Annotated in this window: 22 protein-coding genes; 9 read left to right on the forward strand and 13 right to left on the reverse strand. The window is 58.7% G+C overall.

Features of this window, described 5'->3' with window-relative positions; genetic code table 11:
* The first annotated feature begins 12 nt into the window (after positions 1–12).
* Positions 13–1,368: a DUF3427 domain-containing protein gene (locus DKB71_RS04900; RefSeq protein WP_408599756.1), complete on the forward strand. Its 1,356-nt coding sequence runs from the start codon at positions 13–15 to the stop codon at positions 1,366–1,368.
* 161 nt (positions 1,369–1,529) lie between these two features.
* Here DKB71_RS04900 and DKB71_RS04905 read toward each other — a convergent pair whose 3' ends face one another.
* Together DKB71_RS04905 and cysZ are read right to left on the reverse strand one after the other, a co-directional pair.
* Positions 1,530–2,819 carry a DUF6538 domain-containing protein gene (locus DKB71_RS04905; RefSeq protein WP_408599758.1) on the reverse strand — a complete coding sequence of 430 codons (1,290 nt, stop codon included), beginning with the start codon at positions 2,817–2,819 and terminating at the stop codon, positions 1,530–1,532.
* A gap of 87 nt (positions 2,820–2,906) precedes the next feature.
* Positions 2,907–3,659 carry a sulfate transporter CysZ gene (gene cysZ, locus DKB71_RS04910; protein ID WP_408599759.1) on the reverse strand — a complete coding sequence of 251 codons (753 nt, stop codon included), beginning with the start codon at positions 3,657–3,659 and terminating at the stop codon, positions 2,907–2,909.
* Positions 3,660–3,972: 313 nt separating this feature from the next.
* Between cysZ and trxB the strand changes: the two genes are divergently transcribed.
* Positions 3,973–4,929 carry a thioredoxin-disulfide reductase gene (trxB, locus tag DKB71_RS04915; RefSeq protein ID WP_274073990.1) on the forward strand — a complete coding sequence of 319 codons (957 nt, stop codon included), beginning with the start codon at positions 3,973–3,975 and terminating at the stop codon, positions 4,927–4,929.
* An 87-nt stretch (positions 4,930–5,016) separates the two neighbouring features.
* Here trxB and DKB71_RS04920 read toward each other — a convergent pair whose 3' ends face one another.
* The 7 genes from DKB71_RS04920 to DKB71_RS04950 all read right to left on the reverse strand — a co-directional run bounded on the left by DKB71_RS04920 (position 5,017) and on the right by DKB71_RS04950 (position 9,525).
* The gene (locus tag DKB71_RS04920) at positions 5,017–6,267 is read right to left on the reverse strand and encodes an aspartate aminotransferase family protein (protein WP_274073989.1); all 1,251 of its coding nucleotides are present in this window, start codon (positions 6,265–6,267) and stop codon (positions 5,017–5,019) included.
* A 224-nt stretch (positions 6,268–6,491) separates the two neighbouring features.
* Positions 6,492–6,830 carry a HopJ type III effector protein gene (locus tag DKB71_RS04925; RefSeq protein ID WP_408599760.1) on the reverse strand — a complete coding sequence of 113 codons (339 nt, stop codon included), beginning with the start codon at positions 6,828–6,830 and terminating at the stop codon, positions 6,492–6,494.
* Entirely contained in the window at positions 6,823–7,119 is a 297-nt protein-coding gene (locus tag DKB71_RS04930; RefSeq protein WP_272604657.1) for a DUF1244 domain-containing protein, read from the reverse strand. Before DKB71_RS04930 ends, DKB71_RS04925 begins: the two co-directional genes overlap by 8 nt.
* A 96-nt stretch (positions 7,120–7,215) precedes the next feature.
* On the reverse strand, positions 7,216–7,587 hold the full coding sequence (gene folX / locus DKB71_RS04935) for a dihydroneopterin triphosphate 2'-epimerase (protein WP_008054404.1): 372 nt from the start codon (positions 7,585–7,587) through the stop codon (positions 7,216–7,218).
* A gap of 2 nt (positions 7,588–7,589) precedes the next feature.
* Positions 7,590–8,165, reverse strand: a complete 576-nt coding sequence (gene folE / locus DKB71_RS04940; protein WP_408599762.1) for a GTP cyclohydrolase I FolE — start codon at positions 8,163–8,165, stop codon at positions 7,590–7,592.
* 19 nt (positions 8,166–8,184) lie between these two features.
* Positions 8,185–8,895 (reverse strand): dihydromonapterin reductase, encoded by a 711-nt coding sequence (gene folM, locus DKB71_RS04945; RefSeq protein WP_408599763.1) that lies wholly within the window; start codon positions 8,893–8,895, stop codon positions 8,185–8,187.
* A 60-nt stretch (positions 8,896–8,955) separates the two neighbouring features.
* Complete coding sequence (locus DKB71_RS04950) at positions 8,956–9,525, reverse strand: antibiotic biosynthesis monooxygenase (protein WP_406592226.1); 570 nt, start codon at positions 9,523–9,525, stop codon at positions 8,956–8,958.
* Positions 9,526–9,733: 208 nt separating this feature from the next.
* On the opposite strand from DKB71_RS04950, the gene DKB71_RS04955 reads away from it, so the two are divergent.
* Positions 9,734–10,693: a MerR family transcriptional regulator gene (locus DKB71_RS04955; RefSeq protein WP_408599764.1), complete on the forward strand. Its 960-nt coding sequence runs from the start codon at positions 9,734–9,736 to the stop codon at positions 10,691–10,693.
* Positions 10,694–10,726: 33 nt separating this feature from the next.
* Here DKB71_RS04955 and DKB71_RS04960 read toward each other — a convergent pair whose 3' ends face one another.
* The gene (locus tag DKB71_RS04960; RefSeq protein WP_323626012.1) at positions 10,727–11,332 is read right to left on the reverse strand and encodes a hypothetical protein; all 606 of its coding nucleotides are present in this window, start codon (positions 11,330–11,332) and stop codon (positions 10,727–10,729) included.
* A gap of 54 nt (positions 11,333–11,386) precedes the next feature.
* Positions 11,387–11,863, reverse strand: a complete 477-nt coding sequence (locus tag DKB71_RS04965; RefSeq protein WP_323626011.1) for a PAS domain-containing protein — start codon at positions 11,861–11,863, stop codon at positions 11,387–11,389.
* A 102-nt stretch (positions 11,864–11,965) separates the two neighbouring features.
* On the opposite strand from DKB71_RS04965, the gene DKB71_RS04970 reads away from it, so the two are divergent.
* The 4 genes from DKB71_RS04970 (at position 11,966) to DKB71_RS04985 (ending at position 15,404) form a co-directional block, all read left to right on the forward strand.
* Positions 11,966–12,421, forward strand: a complete 456-nt coding sequence (locus DKB71_RS04970; protein ID WP_323605585.1) for a flavodoxin — start codon at positions 11,966–11,968, stop codon at positions 12,419–12,421.
* 122 nt (positions 12,422–12,543) lie between these two features.
* Positions 12,544–13,326, forward strand: coding sequence for a class II aldolase/adducin family protein (locus tag DKB71_RS04975; protein WP_274073980.1), 783 nt, complete (start codon positions 12,544–12,546; stop codon positions 13,324–13,326).
* Positions 13,326–14,228, forward strand: coding sequence for an alpha/beta fold hydrolase (locus tag DKB71_RS04980; RefSeq protein WP_408599765.1), 903 nt, complete (start codon positions 13,326–13,328; stop codon positions 14,226–14,228). The genes DKB71_RS04975 and DKB71_RS04980 overlap by 1 nt, the downstream gene beginning before the upstream one ends.
* 264 nt (positions 14,229–14,492) lie before the next feature.
* On the forward strand, positions 14,493–15,404 hold the full coding sequence (locus DKB71_RS04985; RefSeq protein WP_323605588.1) for an SDR family oxidoreductase: 912 nt from the start codon (positions 14,493–14,495) through the stop codon (positions 15,402–15,404).
* 47 nt (positions 15,405–15,451) lie between these two features.
* Here the strand turns inward: DKB71_RS04985 and DKB71_RS04990 are convergent, their stop codons facing one another.
* The gene (locus tag DKB71_RS04990; protein WP_408599767.1) at positions 15,452–15,712 is read right to left on the reverse strand and encodes a hypothetical protein; all 261 of its coding nucleotides are present in this window, start codon (positions 15,710–15,712) and stop codon (positions 15,452–15,454) included.
* Positions 15,709–17,817, reverse strand: a complete 2,109-nt coding sequence (locus DKB71_RS04995; protein WP_408599768.1) for an S-type pyocin domain-containing protein — start codon at positions 17,815–17,817, stop codon at positions 15,709–15,711. The genes DKB71_RS04990 and DKB71_RS04995 overlap by 4 nt, the downstream gene beginning before the upstream one ends.
* Positions 17,818–18,536: 719 nt before the next feature.
* Here DKB71_RS04995 and DKB71_RS05000 point away from each other — a divergent pair.
* The gene (locus DKB71_RS05000; RefSeq protein WP_408599769.1) at positions 18,537–20,330 is read left to right on the forward strand and encodes a DUF1302 domain-containing protein; all 1,794 of its coding nucleotides are present in this window, start codon (positions 18,537–18,539) and stop codon (positions 20,328–20,330) included.
* Positions 20,331–20,354: 24 nt separating this feature from the next.
* Positions 20,355–21,725, forward strand: coding sequence for a DUF1329 domain-containing protein (locus DKB71_RS05005; RefSeq protein ID WP_274073974.1), 1,371 nt, complete (start codon positions 20,355–20,357; stop codon positions 21,723–21,725).
* Positions 21,726–21,767 lie beyond the last annotated feature (42 nt).

Below are 21,767 nucleotides of genomic sequence, written 5' to 3' on the forward strand. Positions count from 1 at the left end.
TTGGAAGGTGCGATGGATTTGCAGATAAGGAAGGGGCCTTCGGGGCGAGTCAAGGGGCTGCGAGATCTACTCGCTGGTATGAAACGAGAGGATGTATTGGCAGTGCTGCCAGTCTTTTCTCTCAGTGCTGCCGCTTCATATCGCTACGCCGAGTCCACCGATTTTGATCTCGTTCATGAAGGGCGGAGGTATCCTCCAAAGGCGGTTCTAGGGCTTGCGGCAGAAAGGGTGGTTGGCCGTCCATTGACCTCCGAAGAGTTTACGGGCGGCGAAAAATCGACTTGCTTTGCGATCCTCAATGCACTTGGATTTGAAATTGTCAAAAAGATCTCGAACGATTCAGTTCTGTTTGGTACGCGAGGATTAGACCGATTTCAGCTGTATGAGCGGAAGGAGATTGCCAAAGTTTTTGAGCCTGATGTGGGATTCACTCCGGGGGCTGGCCGATGGGGCATACAAGGCATCGTTGAAACTCCAAAGGAGAGCGGGAACTTTGTATTCATGGTGACATTAGGGAAGCTGACTGAGGGCAACCCTTACCAAGATGCGCTGACGGTTGATGGGTACCTAATCTGGGAGTCGCAGACTCGGCAGAGCTTCGAGTCTCCAGTGATTCAAAAGCTGCTAGTTCATGATCCGCAGAATAGGGATATCCACCTGTTTTTACGCCCGAATCGGCACGTTAAGTACTCATATATAGGTATGTTGGAGTACTTCTCTCACGACCCGAACAAAACGAATCCTGTTCACTTTGTATGGAGGATTCAGAACTGGGATCTGAGTCCGGAGGGCTTAGACAGGGTGAACCTTCCGTTCCGTCCACCACTTGATCCTGCTTACTCTCCAGCGATTCAGCCGCCTGTTTCTCAAAACCTTGTCCAAGTGGCCGTGCCTGGTGCGGCAAGGCGAAAGGCTAGCACTCGCTCAGCGCAGAACGGCACGGTGGATTGGGCAATAAGGGACCTCCGAAATCGCGAGCTTGGTGGTCGGGGCGAGAAGCTTGTACTCGATTACGAGGTTGATACGCTTCGTGCGGCTGGTCTCGCAGAGTTGGCAGAGCAGGTCCGTCATGTGGCGCTCTACAACTCCGCTGCAGGATTCGATATTGCTTCGTTCCAGCTTGACGGTAGTCCCAAGCGAATTGAAGTCAAGACAACCGAGGGGCCAGAGTCGACCCCGTTCTATATTTCGGCGAACGAGGTCAGGGTATCGAGCAACCATCCTGAGAGCTATGTAATCTACCGTGTTTTTAACCTTCGTCCTGAAAATGTCCAAGTCCAATTCTTTGAGCTGCCTGGGAATGTCGAGGAAAGCTGTGGTCTAGATCCAGTGAGCTTTCGAGCTTATCCAGGCAGAAGCTCAGAGTGAATTCAGCGGCAACAGTCCTGGGCTTCAGCAACCAAGTCCGATTTGTCTTGTACCGACCAAACCACTTCGGTGGTGCGTGGCCCAGTTTCCCCCGCACGGGTTCTCGCTGAGGAGCCTGACGCCTTAGCTCCATCGGACTGAACTAGCTCAGTATCGACACTTCATACGCTGGGAAGCAGTCCGGCGGCCTTCGCGATGCTAGGAAGCTTCCGTATTTCTAAGGCCATTCGAGAGAGCGGGTTAATGCCGTAGCTGTCCCCTATGTGTCCAGATGCATGACCGGTGATCCAATCACTTACTTCCTTGGGTATGCCGTGCTCCCTTGCGAGAGTCTTGAAGCTATGGCGGAAAGCGTGCAGCGGATTGCGGCCTGCCTGATACACCCCGCACCGTTGAGTGATCGGACGCCATGACTTTGAAATGATTCCTGCAAAGCCATCGGAGACTTTGACCAGTTGAGGGAAAACTCTCGTTCCAGGCTCGCGTCCTTGAACAAGCGACAACAAGCCAAGGGCGATCAAGTCAGGATGCACAGGAATTTCCCTTCGACTGCTGTCGGTCTTTACTGACTTGTCGGGGCGGTCGTCGATGACGCGAATGAACCATGAGTTCCCTTCGTGCTGGTGAATGTCTTCAACGTACAGCTGAGCGAGTTCTTCGCGACGGCCACCAGTGTAAGCGGCTATCAACGGTATCCAGAACACTGCGTTGCCCGGACGGCCCTCGGCAGTTCGAAGCCGCTGAAACTCGGCATGACTGAATAGCGTGACCAGTTCACTCCAGGTGTATCCCCGATTATCGTCCAGGCGGCGTTTCGGTTTGCCTGATCCTAGACGCTTGTGAATCCGTGATGCAGTCACGGGATTCGCTTCAATCAGTCCGGAGTCCACAGAGAACGCCAACACTGATGACAGCCTTGCCAAGAGCAGGCGCGTGGATGAGGTCGCCAGTGGCTTCACGTTGGCGTTTTCGGGCTGGATCAGGTTGGCTGCGAAAGCATGGATGTGCGAAGGCCGGATCGCCGCAATGGGCATGTCGCCCATGTCAGTCATGTACCGTTTGACGGCACGGCTGTAGTCGACAGCATGACGCCGCGATACGTACTCCGACCTTCCCGACATGGAGATGGACTGGACGTAGCGAGCAAGCGCTTCTGAAAGCTTTATGGAGGCTTCTATGCGTGCCGGCAGATAGGAGGCAGGTAGGGGCTTTGCTGGCACCTCCGGCTGATGGTGCTCAAGGTAGAGCCCTTGGCGTGCATCATTGAACAGTCGCTCGGACTCTGCATACGCCACGGCAAACGCGGCTTTGGCTTGCTGGTGGTTCCGCGTATTCAGCGAGCGACGAATCTCGGTCTTACCGATGATGTGCCTGAGATCACCCGGCACCCTGCGTCGGAGGTAGTAGATGCCCGAGTCGGGGTGCCGGAATGGTTGTGCTATGAGTGCCATGTGTACCAGCCTTGTGTATCAGTTGGCTGGGAAAGGGCAGTTCAAGCGTGATCAGCAAACGGGGTCTTTCTGTCAGTCATCACCGACTCAGCGCTGGGTCACCAGGTTTTCCGCCCCACGCTCACGGACCCAGAACAAGGTCGCCCCGGCCACAGCCGCCGGCATCATCAGAATGTTGACCACCGGAATCAGCAGCACCAGGTAAACACTCCCGCCAAAACTCATGCTCTGCCAGCGCTTCTGGCGCAGCCAGGCGAGCATTTCGTTCCAGCCGAGCTTGTGGTTGTCCGCCGGGTAGTCGATGTATTGGATCGCCATCATCCACACCCCGAACAGCAGCCACAGCGGCGCCGCAATGATGTTCACCACCGGGATGAACGACAGGATGAACAGCCCGAGCGCCCGGGGCAGGAAATAACCGAGCTTGCGCATTTCCCGGGCCAGGGTGCGCGGGATCATGGCGATCAGCTCGCCCCAGCTGAAGGCCGGGAAGTCGTCCGTGCCGCGCACCACCACTTCGACCTTTTCCGCCAGGAAGCCGTTGAACGGCGCGGCGATAACGTTGGCGAGCATGGTGAAGGTGAAGAACACCATCAACACCACCAGCACCACGAACAACGGCCACAGCACATAGTTGAGGAAGCTTAGCCAGTCGGGCAGGGATGGCATCAGCGTATCGACCCACAGGCTGAACTGATGGCCGGCCAGATAGATCAATCCGACGAACAGCACCAGGTTGATCACCAGTGGCAGTAATACAAAAAGGCGCAGGCTGGGGCTGAGCACCAGTTTCAGGCCTTCACGCAGGTATTGCGGGCCGGACAGTACAGGGGCGGGCATAGGGTGCTCCGAACAAAGGAAAACGCGCCGACCTTACCGGCTTTGCCTGACCGGCGAAAGCGCGACGGCGACATCGACATTAACTGTAACAAAGGCGTCCCGATCATCACTCAGTGAGGATAGAGACCACCTATGAGCTGGATTGTTAAACGGTATTTCCTTAATCTTCGCCCCCTCGATACGCTGCACCCAACTTTTTACAGGACTGTCGAGTTCAAGCCTTCCCCAAGTGCTTTCAATGGTCCTTTTTTATTCCCGCCGGTCATCCGGCGTTCCGCGCCAGGTATTCCGGGCCGGTCAACAGGAGCAGGTCATGTCTGAAGTCCGTCATTCGCGAGTGATTATTCTCGGTTCCGGCCCTGCCGGTTACAGCGCCGCCGTCTATGCCGCCCGTGCCAACCTCAAGCCACTCTTGATCACCGGCATGCAGGCCGGCGGTCAATTGACCACCACCACCGAAGTCGACAACTGGCCGGGCGACGTCCATGGCCTGACCGGCCCGGCGCTGATGGAGCGGATGCGCGAGCACGCCGAGCGCTTTGAAACCGAGATCGTGTTCGATCACATCAATGCCGTGGACTTCGCTGCCAAGCCGTACACCCTGACCGGCGACAGCGCGACCTACACCTGCGACGCCCTGATCATTGCCACCGGCGCCAGCGCTCGTTACCTGGGCCTGCCATCGGAAGAAGCATTCATGGGCAAAGGCGTTTCGGCCTGCGCGACCTGCGACGGTTTCTTCTACCGCAACAAGCCAGTGGCCGTGGTCGGTGGCGGCAACACCGCTGTCGAAGAGGCACTGTACCTGGCCAACATCGCCAGCACCGTGACCCTGATCCACCGTCGCGAAACCTTCCGCGCCGAGAAGATCCTGATCGACAAGCTCAATGCCCGCGTGGCTGAAGGCAAGATCATCCTGAAGTTGAACGCGAACCTGGACGAAGTCCTGGGCGACAACATGGGCGTGACCGGTGCCCGCCTGAAGAACAACGACGGCAGCTTCGACGAGATCAAAGTCGACGGCGTGTTCATCGCCATCGGCCACACCCCGAACACTTCGTTGTTCGAAGGCCAGCTGACGCTCAAAGACGGTTACCTGGTGGTGCATGGCGGCCGTGACGGCAACGCCACTGCGACCAACCTCGAAGGCATCTTCGCCGCTGGCGACGTGGCCGACCACGTCTACCGCCAGGCGATCACCTCCGCTGGCGCCGGTTGCATGGCGGCACTGGATGCCGAGCGTTACCTGGACAATCTGCAGAACGCTTGATTCTGCGTTGGTAAAAAAACCGGCTTCGGCCGGTTTTTTTTCTGTCTGCAATTCATGCCTGAATGCTATCCCACAGGGGTTTTGTGTTCAGGTCAGTTTGGTGAGGCACGCCTCAAGGATGTCCAGGCCTTCCTCCAGCACCGAAGATTCGGTGGTCAATGGCGCCAGCAAGCGAATGATGTGTCGCGACTTGCCACTGGGCATCAGCAACAAACCGGCGTCCCGCGCCAGGGCCAGCAGTTGCGTCAACTGAGCTGAAGCCGGTGTGCCGTCGGCGTTGGCCAGTTCAATGCCGCGCATCGCGCCAACGCCGGTCAGGCGGCCAAGGAACGGTGACAGATTACGATCGCGCCAGCTTTCGTAGCGACTGACAATCGCTTCTTCCTGTTGCGAACCCCAGGCCTGCAGATTGGCGTCAGTCATTTCGTCCAGGGTCGCCAGCGCAGCAGCGCAAGCGATAGGGTTGCCGGAATAGGTGCCGCCGAGCCCGCCCTTGGGCAAGTTATCCAGCAGCGCCTTGCGCCCGACCACCGCACCCAGCGGCACACCGCCGGCGATGCTCTTGCCCAGCAGGATCAGGTCCGGTTCGATGCCCAGTCGCGAGAATGCAAAGCGCTGGCCAGTGCGGCCGAAGCCGGACTGGATTTCATCGGCAATCAGCACAATGCCTTTTTCGTCGCAGAACTTGCGCAATGCCTGGGCGAACTCGACATCCATGGCCAGGAAACCCGCTTCGCCCTGCACCGGCTCGACGATGAAGCAGGCCACGTCCGCAACATCGATCTCGACGCTGAACAGGCGCTCCATGGCTTTCAGGGCCTCGGCACAGGTCACGCCGTTGTCCCGGCTGGGGAACGGCAGGTGATACACCGGCCCGGGCAACACCCCGACTTTCTGTTTGTAGGGCGCCACCTTGCCGTTGAGGTTGAGGGTGGCCAGCGTTCTGCCGTGGAATGCCCCATCAAAGGCAATCACGCCCGTACGCCCGGTCGCGCCACGGACGATCTTCAGCGCATTCTCCGCCGCTTCGGCGCCACTGTTGGTGAGCATGCCGCTGACCGGGTAATCGACCGGGATAAAGGCGCTGAGGCGGTCCATCAGGTCGATGTAGGGCGTATGGGGCGCGGCGTTGAAGGCGTAGTGGGTCAGTCGGGTGGCCTGTTCGCGGATGGCATCGACGATGCGCGGATGGCAATGGCCGAGGTTCAGCACGCCGATGCCGCCGACGAAGTCGATGTAGCGCTTGCCATCGGTGTCCCAGACCTCGGCGTTTTTGCCGTGGCTGAGGGTGACAGGGTGAACGATGTTGATCGACTGGCTGATGGTTTCACTGCGCATGGGGGGCCGGCTCGGAAGAAGGAGGACTTCTTTTTATCTAAGCCGTGAGCAGCGGTGGCGGGCAAACGAAATAAAGTGAGCGGGTTAATCTTAAAAGTCGGGATGTGTTGAACATTCCAAAAACAGACGCAGAACCTGTAGGAGCTAGCTTGCCAGCGAAGGGGCCCTTGAATTTGGCATCACCCTTCAGGACGCCTTCGCCGGCAAGCCGGCTCCTACAAGGATCAGCGGCGGGTCAGGGGCTGCTGGGTGAATTTCACACCGGCCAGGCCATGCACCATCAACGCACGGATATTGCCATGATCGCTGCCCTCGGGCGTCGCCAACACCGAACGGTAATGCTCGCCGAACGCCAGCAGTGCTTCGTCATCGCTCAGGCCTTCCAGCAATGCCAGGCCCAGGGTCTTGCACGAGCCTTCGTTCTGCCCGGCGGCGTTTTCCACGCCGCCATTGTTGAAGGCCTGGGGCTGGTAGTCGTAACCGGCGGCAACGAATGCCAGGGTGTCGGCGAAGACGTGTTCGCCGCTCTTGAGGCTGGCGCGCAGGGTGTTCAAATCACTCATTGGGTTTTCCTTTGGCGAACGCCGCTTGTTGTTCGGCGCTGGCTTCTTGCTGAAATTGGGCTTTCCACTCGGCGTACGGCATGCCGTAGACCACTTCGCGGGCGTCATCGAGGCTGACCTCGATCTGGCGCTCGTCGGCCGCGGCCTTGTACCACTTGGACAGGCAGTTGCGGCAGAAACCGGAAAGGTTCATCAGGTCGATGTTCTGCACATCCTTGCGGCTGTCCAGGTGGGCCACCAGCCGGCGGAAGGCGGCGGCTTCGAGCTCAAGGCGTTCTTGATCGGTCATGGGGGGCTCTGTGAGACAGCTTCAAGCGGCAAGCTTCAAGCTGCAAGATGGTTGGCGGTGAGGTGCAGTTTACAGCTTGCGGCTTGAAGCTTGAAGCTAGCGGCTCGCTGCAAGCGTTATCGACACCGACTCGGCGAATCGCAGGGCGTGGGGCTTGTCGACTTCGACTTCGGCGTACAGCACCGACTCATTGGCCATGACCAGGTCCAGCAACTCCTGGGTCAGGCGTTCGAGCAGGGCAAAACGATTGCCTTCCACGTGGGCGATGATCGCCTTGGTGATGGTGCGGTAGTTCAGCGCGTGATCGATATCGTTGTCGCGCACCGCTTCCTGGGCTGCGTACAGAATGGTGAGGTTGATCAGCACATCCTGCTTGTTGAGGATTTCATCCTCGTTGATGCCGATGTAGGTGCGCAGGCACAGGTCCTTGACCCGGATGCGCGCCATGCCTGGTTGAAGTTGTGGCATTGCTACTTGCTCCGTCCAATCAATTGCAGGAACTCCTGGCGTGTGTTGCTCGATTCGCGGAAGGCGCCGAGCATCACCGAGGTGTTCATGGTCGAATTCTGTTTTTCGACGCCGCGCATCATCATGCACATGTGCTGCGCTTCGATGACCACGGCGACGCCGGCCGCGCCGGTCACCTGTTGCACGGCGTCGGCGATTTGCCGGGTGAGGTTTTCCTGGATCTGCAGGCGACGGGCGAACATGTCTACCAGCCGCGCGATCTTCGACAGCCCCAGCACCTTGCCCGTTGGAATATAAGCCACATGCGCCTTGCCGATGAAGGGCAGCATGTGATGTTCGCACAGCGAATACAGCTCGATGTTGTCGACGATCACCATTTCATCGTTGTCGGACGCGAACAAGGCGCCGTTGATGATTTCCTCGACACTTTGCTCGTAACCATGACACAGGTACTGCATGGCCTTGGCCGCGCGCAACGGCGTATCACGCAGGCCTTCGCGATCTGGGTTCTCTCCGAGCCCGATGAGGATCTCGCGATAGCTCTGTGACAGGCCGTTCTGGGGTAGGGAAAGCGTCATGGAAGTTCCTCAGGGACACTTATTTGATGTGCCTTCCGCCGTTGACGGTCAGGGTGGTGCCGGTGACATAAGGGTTGTCGAGCAGATAACGCAGGCTCTGATAGATCACTTCGCTGCCAGGTTCGATGCCCAGCGCGGATTTGGCCAGTGCCTTGGCGCGATAGGCCGCATCATCGTCGGGATTGAACAGTAGCAGGGCGGGGGCGATTCCGTTGACCTTGATACCGGGCGCATATTTGGCGGCGAAGGACAGGGTCAGGCTGTCGAGCCCGGCTTTGCTGGCGCAGTAGCCGATGTGCTTGCTGCTGCCCTTGCGGGTCACGTCATCGCTGATGTGCACGATGTCGGCGGGGCTCGAGCGTTCGAGCAGGTCGGCGCAATGCAGGTTGATCAGGTAAGGCGCCAGCATGTGCACGCTGAACATGCGGCCGAATGCCGTGGCATCGGTCTCCGGTGTTTCGGCCAGCCATTCGGAGGCGTTGTGGATTATCGCTCGCAGGCTGTCGGTATGGGTTTTCAGTTCACTGATGAAGGTGACGATCCCGGCTTCGCTGGAGAAGTCCGCGAACAGCCCGATCGCCCCCAGGTCACGCAGGGTTTGCACGCCGGGACGTTCACTGCGGTAACTGAAAATCACCCGATGACCGTCTTCGAGCAAGCGCTGCGCGCAATGCAGGCCGACACGTTGGCCGGCACCGGTGATGAGAATGGGGGCTGCGGTAGAGGTCATGAACGGCTCGCATCGCGGTAAGAGCAAAACTATACCAGCGACGCGGGCGGTCTACCTATTTCAGCGGTTTTGGGTGGACGGTCGAACAGGCAACGGTCGTGCTGATGTGCCATTCAACCAATTGGCCAACAAACGGGTCGACAACGGAATGAAGAAATAGACCATCAACGGCGTCAGGCACAGGGTGCTGATCAGCACGCGAGGCAACAGCGTCATCTCACTCAGCAACGGCCCAAGTACAAAATTGAACAACAGCGACACCGGAAAAAACGCCAGCCAGATCGCAACTGCCTGTTTCCAGCGCGGCGGGCGTTGTCCCGCTGCACCGAACCAGCCTTCGATGCCACTGACCCGATGTTCCTTCGGGTGAGCGAACAGATCGCTGCCACGGGCCAGCCAGGCGGTACGCGAAGCCGAGTGCTCCCAGGCGTGCAGCGTCGGCTCGTCGGCGAAGCGGAAGATGATCTGGAATTCGTTATCGTCAGGCGGCGGAGCGAGCACGCCGGAGCCCAGGTAACCGGGGAAGTCGGTGGCCAGTTGTTCGCCTTCGCGCAACCAGACCATCAGGTCCTGATAACGCCCATCGGCGACGCGGCGCGCCACCATCAGCGTGACGGGGGAGGTAGACATCATGTATCTCCGTAAACAAATGCGTCGCTCCGGGTAGGAGTTTCGCCAGGCGCAGCGCCGGGGTGGTGGGCTGCATCTTGGGACAAGCAAAAATTATTCCTGATTCTACCCGCGACGTCAGTGGCTCGGTAACAATCTATGCCTTGAATCATTGAGGTGCAGCAGAGGTACAATGGGATCTGAATAACACATGGATGTAGGCCGATAAATGCCTGTCTTGACCGACGTTGACCTGGAAGTGTCACCGGCGCTCTCCCTGGAACGGGAAGAGCTTTTTCCGATTCGCGAGGTGGCGCGCCTTACCGGTGTTAACCCGGTCACGCTTCGCGCATGGGAGCGACGCCATGGCCTGATCGTGCCCACTCGCACCGAAAGCGGGCACCGCCTGTATTCGATGACCGATATCGAGCGGGTGCGCAGCATCCTCAACTGGATCGAGCGCGGGGTAGCGGTCAGCAAGATCAGCAAGATCCTGGCCAAGACCGCGCCGTTACAGGCACTGGCCCACATCATTCCCAACAATCTGGTGCAGGCCGATTACGCACAATGGCAGCAACAGCTCGCGGCCGCCGTCAGCGCTTTTGACGACGCCCGGCTGGAGCAGGTCTATGGGCAGATTTTTTCCAGCTACTCCCAGCCGGTTGTTTTCCAGGACATCCTTCTTCCGCTGTGGCGGCAATTGCTGCAGCGCCAGGACACGTTTGGCCGGGCCAGCGAGTGGTTGTTCCTCGATGGTTTCCTGCGCTCACGGGTGGTGCAGCGCCTGCTGTTGATCCGTGACAGGCACCCCAGGCGCGTCATCGTCAGCGCCTTGGCAGGCCAGTGTCGCGAGCTTGAATTGCTGATCGCCGCGTTGTTCCTCGCAAACGATCAAATGGGGGTGCGGGTGCTGACCACCGGCCAACCGTTCGACGAACTGACCCTGGTCTGCGAAAGGATCAAGCCCCGGGCGCTGGTGCTGTTTTCCAACCACGTCCCCAGCCCCGACTTGCCCCGGCGCCTGAATCGTCTGGCGATGAGCCTGGATTGCCCTTTGCTGCTGGCCGGTGATGCGTGCGACCTGGCGCAGGAAAACCTCGCCGGGTCATCGATCGGATGCCTGGGAAATGAGGGAACGGTGATGCGTCAGCGCCTCAACCAGTTTCTGGCGGGCAACCTGGATACCTGATGTTCAGAGGGGCAGGGTTCAGAAGGGCAGGGCTCAGAGGTGCAGGGTAGGATGTGTCAAGCGATGTTGTTGCAGAATGAACTGGCGCAGGCGCTCGGTTTCATCCAGGTCGTTCTGGCTCAGTTGGTAGGCAAAGAAACCCTGCTCGGTTTCTTTTTCCAGCGTGCCACGCAAGGCGATCCGCTCATAGCCTGACGGGCTGAACCACAAGGCGAAATGCTTGGGTGCCTTGGTCTTGTTGCGAATCTCCAGCAACACCCCTTTGAACGATACTTCGTGCACCCACAGGGTGCCGGGTTGGCCCTTGGCGTTTTCCAGCGCCACCGGTTCGTCGAGCACCAGCCGCCAAGGCCGGACCGATGGCCCGCCTTCGTAAATGCTCGGCACGCCCAGGCGCAGATGCATGGCATGAAACTCGTCTTCCACCAGGTGCAGGGGGAAGGTCATTTGCTGGTTTTCGAAATTTGCTTGCAGGGTGACCTGCTCATGCGCGGCCAGGCGCGTGAGCAGGTCACGGATCTGCGACCCACCATTGACGAGCAGGCTCGACGTCGCATCCCGCACATTCAGCTGCGGGTTGTGTTGCATGGTCTGGATAAAATCCAGCTCGTCCTGGGTGAGGAGCGCGTCGCGTTGCATGGTGGGCTCGAAAAATTTAGTTACAGAGGCACTGGTGATTGTAGTTAATGACAATTAATTCGCGGTTTTGTTTTTGCCGTTCGTCGCTTTGAGCGCATCAAGCTCGGCCTGGACCTCGGCCAATTGAGCTTCAAGCTGCACCACTCGCTGCTGCGCCTTGACCTGGATGGTCACGTCCTTCTGTACGCCAATAAAATAAACCTGCCCGTCACTCGGACTTTTCACCGTCGAAAGCGACAGTTCGTTCCAGAACGGCGTGCCATCCTTGCGGTAGTTGCGCAGGATTTCCCGGCAGGAGCCTTCACTGGCCAGCGCGTCACGAATCTTCGACAAGGCATCCTGGTCGCGGTCTCCCGACTGCAGGAAGCGGCAATCCTGGTAGAGGATTTCTTCGCTGGTATAGCCGGTGAGGCGTTCGAAAGCCGGGTTGACGTAGATCAGGATCTTGTCCTGATCGCCTTCCTTTTCGGCAATCACGATACCGTCGTTGGAGGCATTGATCGCCAGCTGCAGCAGCTTCGCGTTGATCATCGGTAAAACCCTTCCTTGTTGGTCGTCTGTGGGATTCTAAAAGAACAATCCAGACCGTGCTGTTAATATCCCGGTCTTTTATTCAGCTTCAGGATCAGATTGATGAAAGTCGCCATCATTTCCGGCTCGGTGTACGGCACGGCCGAAGAAGTTGCCCGCCATGCCGCCAATATTTTGAAAGACGCCGGTTTCGAAACCTTCCACAACCCCCGTGCCAGCCTCGCCGATCTTCAGGCCTTCGCGCCCGAAGCCTTGCTGGCGGTGACGTCGACCACCGGCATGGGCGAGCTGCCGGACAACCTGCAGCCCCTGTACTCGATGATTCGCGACCTGCTGCCCAGTGCCTGGCGAGGCTTGCCGGGGGCCGTGATCGGCCTGGGCGATGCGAGCTATGGCGATACCTTTTGCGGCGGTGGTGAGCTGATGCGCGAGCTGTTCGGTGAGTTGGGCATTGTCGAAGTCCTGCCGATGCTGCGCCTGGACGCCAGTGAAAGCGTGACCCCGGAAACGGACGCCGAGCCTTGGCTGGCGGAACTGGTCGACGCCCTGCGGGGCTGATCGACACCGCTGACTCGCTCGGCCATCAAGCTGGCTGCCAATGCAACTACGCGAACCTCGGAGGGTGACTAGACTCGGTAGTCATTGGAAACACTCCATAATAAAAACCGAGGTTCCTTGTCGTGAGCGTAGCCCCCGTCCAATCCGCTTCGAGCGTCAAAGACCAGGTCAGCGCTGCCGAGTGGCAGGCCCGCGTCGACCTCGCTGCCTGCTACCGCCTGGTCGCCCAGCATGGCTGGGATGATCTGATTTTCACCCACATCTCCGCCAAGGTGCCCGGCACCGAAGACTTCCTGATCAACCCCTATGGTCTGATGTTTCACGAAATTACCGCCTCGAGCCTGGTCAAGGTCGATCAGGCCGGCAACAAGTTGATGGACAGCCCCTACGAGATCAACCCGGCGGGGTACACCATCCATAGTGCGGTGCATGAGGTTCGCCACGATGTCGTGTGCGTGCTGCACACCCATACGGCTTCGGGCGTGGCGGTGTCGGCGCAGCGCCAGGGCATTCTGCCGATCAGCCAGCAGTCGCTGTTTGTCCTGTCCAGCCTGGCGTATCACGCCTATGAAGGCGTTGCCCTCAACCACGAGGAAAAGGCGCGACTGCAGGCTGACCTCGGTGAAAACAATTTCCTGATGCTGCACAACCACGGTCTGCTGACCTGCGGCAGCACCATCGCCGACACCTTCCTGGCGATGTTTATCTTTCAGCGCGCCTGCGATATCCAGGTCATGGCGCAGAACGGCGGGGCAGAATTGATTGCCATCGAACCGCAGATTCTCGCGGGGGCCAAGGCGATGATCGCCGGTGTCACCAAAAGTGCTCAAGGAATGGGCGGAGCGCTGGCCTGGCCGGCGCTGCTGCGCAAGCTCGATAAACTCGACCCGGGATATAAACTCTAATGCAACTTGCCGAGATCCCCCTGAGTGTCTGGCGCAAGCGCGGCCAGACTTTCGTGTTTCGTGGTCACGCCATCCGTTACTGGACGGCGGGGCAGGGTGAGCCGTTGCTGCTCATCCATGGTTTCCCGAGCGCCAGTTGGGACTGGCATTACCTTTGGCAACCCTTGGCCCAGCGTTATCGGGTGATCGCCTGTGACATGCTCGGTTTCGGCGACTCGGCCAAACCGCTGAATCACGAGTACAGCCTGCTGGAGCAGGCCGACCTGCAACAGGCGCTGCTGGCCCACCTGGGCGTCGAGCAACCGCTGCACCTGCTGGCCCATGACTACGGTGACAGCGTGGCCCAGGAACTGCTGGCCCGGCACTACGAAGCGGGCATCGACCTCGCCAGTTGCGTCTTCCTCAATGGCGGGCTATTCCCCGAAACCCATCGCCCGGTGCTGGTGCAAAAACTCCTGCTCAGCCCGTTGGGGTGGATGATCGGCCGTGCGTTCAGTCGCGATGGCCTGGTGAAGAGTTTCCGCCAGATCTTCGGCCCGCAGACCCGTCCCAGCGAGAGCCAGATGGATGATTTCTGGAGCCTGGTCGAAAGCAACCATGGCCCACGGGTCATGCACAAATTGATTGCCTACATCCCCGAGCGGCGAGTCCAACGCGAGCGTTGGGTCGGGGCGATGCAGCGCGGCGACGTGCCGCTGCGGGTGATCGATGGCGAGGTCGATCCGATTTCCGGTGCGCACATGGTGGCGCGCTACCGTGAACTGATACCCAACCCGGACGCGGTCCTGCTCAGCGACATTGGTCATTACCCACAGATCGAAGCGCCATGCCAGGTGCTCAAGCACTACCTGGCGTTTCGCGACCGGTTGATCTCGACGCCGCTCAAGGTGGCTTGCTCCTAGTAGCCCTGTGGACACCGGCCCTCGCGACCACACCCGATCCCCTGTAGGAGCTGGCTTGCCAGCGATGGAGGTCAACGATGACGCGGGGAGCCTGACACCCCGCGGTGCTCTCTGGTTTTTCGCGAGCAAGCTCGCTCCTACAGGGTTCATGCTCATCATCCCCCTGCCTTATCGCACACCATTCAGCCTCCCCCGTATTCATTGTGACCGGCAACGCCGTGCCTGACACTCCAATCCATTGTCCCTGGCCTGCTGGAGTTCCCCATGAATGAGTCTGTGCGTTTCGAAGATAAAGTCGTGATCATCACCGGCGCGGGTGGCGGCCTGGGACGGGCGCACGCACTGCTGTTCGCCAAACAGGGCGCCAAGGTGCTGGTCAACGACCTCGGCGGCTCGACCCAGGGCGAAGGCGCCAATGCCTCGGCGGCAGACCGCGTGGTCAGCGAAATTCGTGAGGCGGGCGGCACCGCCGTGGCCAACCACGACTCGGTCACCGACGGCGACAAACTCGTCCAGCACGCCCTTGACGTCTTCGGTCGCGTCGACGTGGTGGTCAATAACGCCGGCATCCTGCGCGACAAGACCTTCCACAAAATGGAGGATGGCGACTGGGACCTGGTGTATCGCGTCCACGTCGAAGGCGCCTACAAAGTCACCCGCGCCGCCTGGCCGCACCTGCGCGAGCAAAACTATGGCCGGGTCATCTTCACCGCGTCCACCTCAGGCATCTACGGCAATTTCGGCCAGTCCAACTACGGCATGGCCAAGCTCGGCCTCTACGGCCTGACCCGCACCCTGGCCATCGAAGGCCGCAAGAACAACATCCTGGTCAACGCCATCGCCCCCACCGGCGGCACCCGCATGACCGAAGGCCTGATCCCGCCGCAAGTGTTCGAGCAGCTCAAGCCGGAACTGGTCAGCCCGCTGGTGGTGTACCTGGCCAGCGAGAACTGCCAGGAAACCTCCGGGCTGTTCGAAGTCGGCGGCGGCTGGATGGGCAAGGTGCGCTGGGAACGCAGCCTCGGCGCCGGGTTCGATCCGCGGGTCGGTTTCTCCCCGGAAGACGTCGCGGCGCACTGGCAGCAGATTTGTGATTTCGAGGGTGCTGCACATCCGAAGGACAATATTGAAGCGCTGAAGGAGATGATGGGGAATTTGCAGAAGTATTCGATTTAAGGGTTTAGATGCCCCAAGCCGCAAGGTGCGGCTTGGGGTGTGATTTTTTACTCGACGTAGCGTTTTTCTGTGACGAACTGGGGGGCTTTCCAGTTGGGCCCTTTGTTTGACAGTCCCTTTTCTCCCTTCACTAAAACACCCTTTTCAAACAGTCGCGCATAGGAGATTTGAAGTTCTCCGTGCCGGATGGCTTCAGGCTTATAGCGACATATCATCATGTCTAAATGCGGTTGAGCTTTAATTAGAGCGAAAACTGTAACGATATCGTCTAAGGATTCATTGTTAACGATTTGTTGAATATCGCTCATTTCCATATCTCCTTCAGGAATCGTTGATAGTCACGCTCATCTTGTTTCTCCGCAGCGGCTAGCGCTTCCGGCGTGTACAGCAGTGAGGGATCATCTTTCAGTTTGAAATCTTCCAAAGTGGCAGTATGAACATTGTTCCATGCGGGGGACTCTGGATCCGGCATTTCAGTATCGCCATAACCCAGAGCTTTGAAACGTTCAAACTCTCTGATTTCGTGAGTATAGAAGCGTTTGTCCGTGTCGGTCATCTCAAGCTCTCCACGGAGAATCCTTTCCAGGCGATCGATCATCACGTCGTTGGCATCGGACTGAAGGAATTTTGAGGTGTGCAATTTCACGATAATGACCCCTTCTTGTGAAGCAGAGGCAGAAGCCCATTCTATATCCGTAATTGGTCCACCTGATTCCTGAGGGTTGAAATCTCGACCGCTGTTTTCCCCTTCTACAATTGCACCTTCATAAGGTGTATTGAACATCACATATTGAGGCGGAATTCCCGACTCAATCGGAAATACATAGATGAAACCACCAAAGCTGTAGAGATCCAACTCCGGATTTGTATCTACCCTTCCTTCGATGGCGTTGGCGCTAGCGCCGGTGTAGGGGGCAACGTCCGGTTCCTTCACCGGAAGAGTCGTTGACGTATCGCCTGGTCTGACAATTGGCGTCCATGTCATGCCAGGGGATTGGGCGTCCGGGGTTTCAGTCCTGTAGATTTTTAGAACTTGATCGTAAATCGCGAGACGAACCGGCACTTTGCGAGGCACCGTGTTGCCGTTCGTGGCAACGACAGAATACTCGGTGGCGTCATCCACAGTTTTGGCGCCGACGGTGACCGGCAGCTCGATTTCCCCGTTGGCCAGGGCGATGGCATGCAGTTCGTCGGCGTCGTATGTCGTCAGATCCGAGAGCGGCACGCTCAAGGCGTACGGCTCTTTGTTGTCCCTCAATGCGTAATAAACAAGCGCTGCGACACCCACGACGATCACGACACCTGACGCTGTGCCGATAGCTGCTGCCAACGCCGTGATTGCAGTGGCTGCCGCCGAGCGCAGAGCAGTCTTGATCGCGAGCTGGGTGACCGCGTCGACGGCCAGTGTTCCTGCCGCAACGGTGAACACCGGACCGCTTGCCGCCGCCGCGCCCGATACTGGAAACGAGCGAACTTCCTTCGCGGCATCAAGCGCCGCCATTGCCTCGCGGAGTGCCTGTTCCTCAGCTTGCCGTTGATTTTCGAGACGCAGTTGTTCGGCTTGACGCTTTACTTCGGCCTCGGCTTCCAGGCGTGCCTGTTCAGCAGCGATATACCGTGCGGCAGCCTCAGCGGCAATCCGGGCTTGCTCGCCGGCCATCCGCTCGGCTTCAGCCAGTGCAGCTAACCGCGCCTGCTCTTGCGCAAAGGCCAGTGCTTCAGCTTCAGCCCTGATGCGTGCCTGTTCAGCCGCGACACGTTGAGCTTCCTGTTCAGCTGCCAGTCGCGCCTGTTCAGCGGCCTGCATGCCATTGAAGGTGTGTTGAAGGTCGACAGTTCGCTGATGGAGAGATTGCAGGGTTTGAGAAAGTAATCTGACCTCGATCGCGGCTCTGAGGGATTGATTCAAAGCCTGCATGGCAATGCCTTCCGGCCCCGGCCACTTCTCCATCTTCGTGGCCTTGAGCATGAATTCATTGATATGTCGATTAAACGGGTCGCCTCCATAAAACGCATTGGCAGAAGCTGATTTAATGTTAAGTTCAGCGGTTTTTCGTTCTGTAACTTTGTTCAGTACGCCTAATTCCCGGGCGATTGATTGCAATGGTGGCACCGGGTCCGTGGGGCCTTCATTTCGGGTCGCTGTAAGTTCTGCTTCCAGGGTTGCCGGTAGCTGAGCGGATCTGGTTTGATACTCCTGTTCCAGCGCTCGAGTGGTGTTTATTACGGTTCCACGATTTTGATTATAAGTTGATACCCCAGGTCCAAAAGGTCCCGCTTGCAAACGCGTTCCCGATTGGGGAGGGGGAATAAAGTGATCGGGTGCTACCCCGATTGTTACCAGCGGCGTGTCTATTTCAAGAAAGCCGGGTCTTGAATTTTTGTCCTTGGGGCGCGCTGGTGGCCTTTGCATATTAAAATCCTTTTAGTAGGAGCGTGTTTGGGACGCAAACATGTTGGCGCGGTTACGCTACCAACCGTCTCGTCTGGCCACTAAAAAGTTACAGCTAAATTAAAAGTAAGGGGTCTGAGAAGTGCGTAGGCTTTTACAGAGGAAATTGAGAGAGGTTTCGATCCGGCAGGAATATATGCTGGATGATCTTTCTGTGTGGAAAGCTATTTCTTATAGTGTTATAGGAAATTCTTGTAGGACGTACGTTTTAAATTTAGTGGTTGGGAAATTCCGCACAAACCACCGCCCATAAAAAAGGCCGCTGCAAACGCAGCGGCCAAAGAAGACGTTGGATCCAGGAGCTACAAATCAACGTCGATGTACACGGGGTGATGACTCGATACGATCAAATCATCTGAAATCTGTCGCGAACCGCGAGGGCGCTTTGCGGCTGCTTTCCCGAAAGCGCAGGGCAAGAATAAGTCTTTGCCTGCCAAGGAAAAATAGCGATCGCGAAGATGCACCGTTACGGTTGGTGCAACAGTCCTGCCTGCCAGCAGCGTAGACCATGTTTCTGAATGATGCCTTCACATCCAGTGTGTCTATGCCCCGCGCAATCCCCCCGTGCCACGCAGCCATTCATCCTTTCGAGCGACACCACGAATACCTCCTTGGTGCGCTTATCGCTCCCGGCGCTCGGCAGTAGGGTGTGGCCTTCTGTCACTCACCGGGGAAGACGCATGACAAAAACAACAATGCGCGCCATCTTCACACCGCAGGCGCTGGCCGTTGCGGTGGCCTTGGGGTGCTGTGCCCAGGCGCAGGCGCTTTCATTCAACATTGGCGAAATCGAGGGCACGTTCGACTCTTCGCTGTCGGTCGGTGCGAGCTGGGGCATGCGCGATGCCGATGATGCCCTGGTCGGCATCGTCAACGGTGGCAGCGGGCAGGCGTCGACGGGTGATGACGGGCGGCAGAATTTCAGCAAGGGTGAAACTTTCTCGAAGATCTTCAAGGGTATTCACGACCTTGAACTCAAGTACGGCGACACCGGTGTGTTCGTCCGTGGAAAGTACTGGTACGACTTCGAATTGAAGGACGAAGACCGGCCGTTCAAGCCGATCAGCGATCACAATCGCAAGGAGGGTGCCAAGTCGTCCGGCGGGCAGATCCTCGACGCCTTCGTCTATCACAACTATTCCATCGCCGATCTGCCAGGCACGGTGCGCGCCGGCAAGCAGGTGGTCAGTTGGGGCGAAAGCACCTTCATCGGCAACTCGATCAACAGCATCAATCCGGTCGACGTCTCGGCTTTCCGCCGTCCCGGTGCCGAGATCAAGGAGGGCCTGATTCCGGTCAACATGCTGTTCGCCTCCCAGGGCCTGACGGACAAGTTGACGGTGGAAGGCTTCTATCAGCTGGAGTGGGACCAGACCGTCGTCGATAACTGCGGCACCTTCTTCGGCACCGACGTGGTGGCCGATGGGTGTGACAAGGGCTACACCGTGGCCAGCCCGGCCATTGCGCCACTGCAGCCGATTGCCGCTGCGTTTGGCCAGGGTTTCGAGGTCACCCGCGAAGGCGTGGTCGTTCCTCGTGGTCAAGACCGCGATGCCCGGGATTCCGGGCAGTGGGGTACTGCGCTGCGCTGGCTGGGGGATGACACCGAGTACGGTCTGTATTTCATGAACTACCACAGTCGTACGCCCAACGTCGGTACCACGACGGCCGGCCTGTCCACACTGGCGAGCATTCCCGGAATTGTCGCGGCCGCCAACCGTATCGCTCCCGGTAGCGGCTCAGGCCTGGCGCAAAGCGTAATGCTCGGTCGCGGCCAGTATTACCTTGAATACCCGGAAGACATTCGCCTGTATGGCGCGAGCTTCTCCACCACCTTGCCCACCGGCACGGCGTGGACCGGCGAGATCAGCTATCGCCCCAACCTGCCGGTGCAGATCAACAGCACCGACCTGACCCTGGCGATGCTCAACCCGATTGCCGGTGGCGCCGCGTCGCCGATCCAGACTTCACCGGGTGCCGACAACAAAGGCTACCGGCGCAAGGAAGTGACCCAGGTCCAGAGCACCCTGACGCACTTCGTCGACCAGGTCGCGGGTGCGGATCGCCTGACCCTGGTGGGTGAAGCGGCCGTGGTCCGGGTCGGTGGCCTGGAGGCGCGCAGCAAGTTGCGCTACGGCCGCGACTCGGTGTACGGCCAATACGGCTTCGGCGGTGACACCGATGGTTTCGTCACGTCGACCTCCTGGGGTTATCGCGCCCGCGCCATCCTCGATTACAACAACGTCATCGCCGGGATCAATTTCCGTCCCAACCTGTCGTGGTCCCACGACGTCGCCGGCTACGGCCCCAACGGGCTGTTCAATGAAGGGGCCAAGGCGGTCAGCCTCGGCGTCGATGCGGACTACCGCAACACCTACACCGCAAGCCTCAGTTACACCGACTTCTTCGGCGGTGACTACAACGTGCTCGAAGACCGCGATTTCGTCGCGTTGAGCTTTGGCGTGAACTTCTGACCTGGCTGAAAAAGGATGAATTCAATGCGCAAGATGATTCTGCAATTGGGCACCGCCCTGGCCCTGAGCCTGCTGGCCGTCAACGTGATGGCGGCGGTATCGGCCGAAGAAGCCAACAAGCTCGGCACCAGCCTCACGCCCCTGGGCGCCGAGAAGGCCGGCAATGCCGCCGGTACGATTCCAGCCTGGACCGGTGGTATTCCCAAGAATGCGGGTGCGGTGGACAGCAAGGGCTTTTTGGCCGATCCGTTCGCCAATGAAAAACCCTTGTTCATCATCACCGCCGCGAACGTCGACCAGTACAAGGACAAGCTGTCCGATGGCCAGGTCGCAATGTTCAAGCGCTACCCCGAGACCTACAAAATACCGGTCTATCCGAGCCATCGCACGGCGGCACTGCCGCCGGAGGTTTACGAGGCGGCCAAGCGCAGCGCACTGAATGTAACGCCGACCAATGACGGCAACGGCCTGGCCAATTTCACCGGCAATCGCTACTACGCCTTTCCGATTCCGAAGAACGGGGTCGAGGTGATCTGGAACCACATCACCCGTTATCACGGCGGCAACCTGCGTCGCACCATCACCCAGGCCACGCCCCAGTCCAATGGCGATTTCACGGTCATCCGCTTCAAGGACGAAGTGGCGGTGCCGTCACTGCTGGGAGACCTGAAGCCAGGCAGCGATGAAAACGTCCTCAACTATTTCAAGCAGGAAGTCACCGCGCCGGCGCGCCTGGCGGGCAACGTGCTGCTGGTCCACGAAACCCTCGACCAAGTCCAGGAACCCCGCAAGGCCTGGATCTACAACGCCGGTCAGCGCCGTGTGCGCCGGGCACCGCAAGTGGCCTATGACGGCGTGGGCACCTCGTCCGACGGGTTGCGCACCACGGACAACTTCGACATGTTTTCCGGAGCGCCGGATCGCTATGACTGGAAGCTGATCGGCAAGAAGGAAATGTACATCCCCTACAACAGCTACAAGCTCGACTCGCCTAACCTCAAGTACACCGATGTGATCAAGGCCGGGCACATCAACCAGGACCTGACCCGCTATGAGCTGCATCGGGTCTGGGAGGTGGTTGCCACGGTCAAGCCCAATGAGCGGCATGTGTATGCCAAGCGTCACATGTACATCGACGAAGACACCTGGCAGGTGGCCCTGGCCGATCATTACGACGGTCGTGGCCAGCTCTGGCGGGTGGCTGAAGGGCACGCGCAGTTCTACTACGATCATCAGGTCCCGGCCTACACCGTTGAAGCGCTGTACGACCTGATTGCCGGTCGTTACATCGCCCTGGGGATGAAGAACGAGGAGAAGCGCAGCTTCGAATTCAACATCGCCGCCAAAGCCGGGGACTACACGCCTGCAGCATTGCGGAGTACAGGTGTGAGGTAGATTTCCTACAGCGTTTGCACAAAAAGGTGACCTCGTGGTCAC

The organism is Pseudomonas sp. PLMAX, from assembly GCF_046042685.1.
Classification (GTDB): Bacteria; Pseudomonadota; Gammaproteobacteria; order Pseudomonadales; family Pseudomonadaceae; genus Aquipseudomonas; species Aquipseudomonas putida_AE.

Coding starts and splice junctions, on each gene's coding strand:
- trxB (WP_274073990.1), top strand. CDS start 3,973: ATGTCTGAAGTCCGTCATTCGCGAGTGATTATTCTCGGTTCCGGCCCT.
- DKB71_RS04960 (WP_323626012.1), bottom strand. CDS start 11,332: ATGCAACGCGACGCGCTCCTCACCCAGGACGAGCTGGATTTTATCCAG.
- cysZ (WP_408599759.1), bottom strand. CDS start 3,659: ATGCCCGCCCCTGTACTGTCCGGCCCGCAATACCTGCGTGAAGGCCTG.
- DKB71_RS05000 (WP_408599769.1), top strand. CDS start 18,537: ATGACAAAAACAACAATGCGCGCCATCTTCACACCGCAGGCGCTGGCC.
- DKB71_RS04905 (WP_408599758.1), bottom strand. CDS start 2,819: ATGGCACTCATAGCACAACCATTCCGGCACCCCGACTCGGGCATCTAC.
- folX (WP_008054404.1), bottom strand. CDS start 7,587: ATGCCACAACTTCAACCAGGCATGGCGCGCATCCGGGTCAAGGACCTG.
- DKB71_RS04925 (WP_408599760.1), bottom strand. CDS start 6,830: ATGAGTGATTTGAACACCCTGCGCGCCAGCCTCAAGAGCGGCGAACAC.
- DKB71_RS04970 (WP_323605585.1), top strand. CDS start 11,966: ATGAAAGTCGCCATCATTTCCGGCTCGGTGTACGGCACGGCCGAAGAA.
- DKB71_RS04985 (WP_323605588.1), top strand. CDS start 14,493: ATGAATGAGTCTGTGCGTTTCGAAGATAAAGTCGTGATCATCACCGGC.
- DKB71_RS04955 (WP_408599764.1), top strand. CDS start 9,734: ATGCCTGTCTTGACCGACGTTGACCTGGAAGTGTCACCGGCGCTCTCC.
- DKB71_RS04965 (WP_323626011.1), bottom strand. CDS start 11,863: ATGATCAACGCGAAGCTGCTGCAGCTGGCGATCAATGCCTCCAACGAC.
- DKB71_RS04980 (WP_408599765.1), top strand. CDS start 13,326: ATGCAACTTGCCGAGATCCCCCTGAGTGTCTGGCGCAAGCGCGGCCAG.
- folM (WP_408599763.1), bottom strand. CDS start 8,895: ATGACCTCTACCGCAGCCCCCATTCTCATCACCGGTGCCGGCCAACGT.
- DKB71_RS04930 (WP_272604657.1), bottom strand. CDS start 7,119: ATGACCGATCAAGAACGCCTTGAGCTCGAAGCCGCCGCCTTCCGCCGG.
- folE (WP_408599762.1), bottom strand. CDS start 8,165: ATGACGCTTTCCCTACCCCAGAACGGCCTGTCACAGAGCTATCGCGAG.
- DKB71_RS04990 (WP_408599767.1), bottom strand. CDS start 15,712: ATGAGCGATATTCAACAAATCGTTAACAATGAATCCTTAGACGATATC.
- DKB71_RS04995 (WP_408599768.1), bottom strand. CDS start 17,817: ATGCAAAGGCCACCAGCGCGCCCCAAGGACAAAAATTCAAGACCCGGC.
- DKB71_RS04920 (WP_274073989.1), bottom strand. CDS start 6,267: ATGCGCAGTGAAACCATCAGCCAGTCGATCAACATCGTTCACCCTGTC.
- DKB71_RS04900 (WP_408599756.1), top strand. CDS start 13: ATGGATTTGCAGATAAGGAAGGGGCCTTCGGGGCGAGTCAAGGGGCTG.
- DKB71_RS04950 (WP_406592226.1), bottom strand. CDS start 9,525: ATGTCTACCTCCCCCGTCACGCTGATGGTGGCGCGCCGCGTCGCCGAT.
- DKB71_RS05005 (WP_274073974.1), top strand. CDS start 20,355: ATGCGCAAGATGATTCTGCAATTGGGCACCGCCCTGGCCCTGAGCCTG.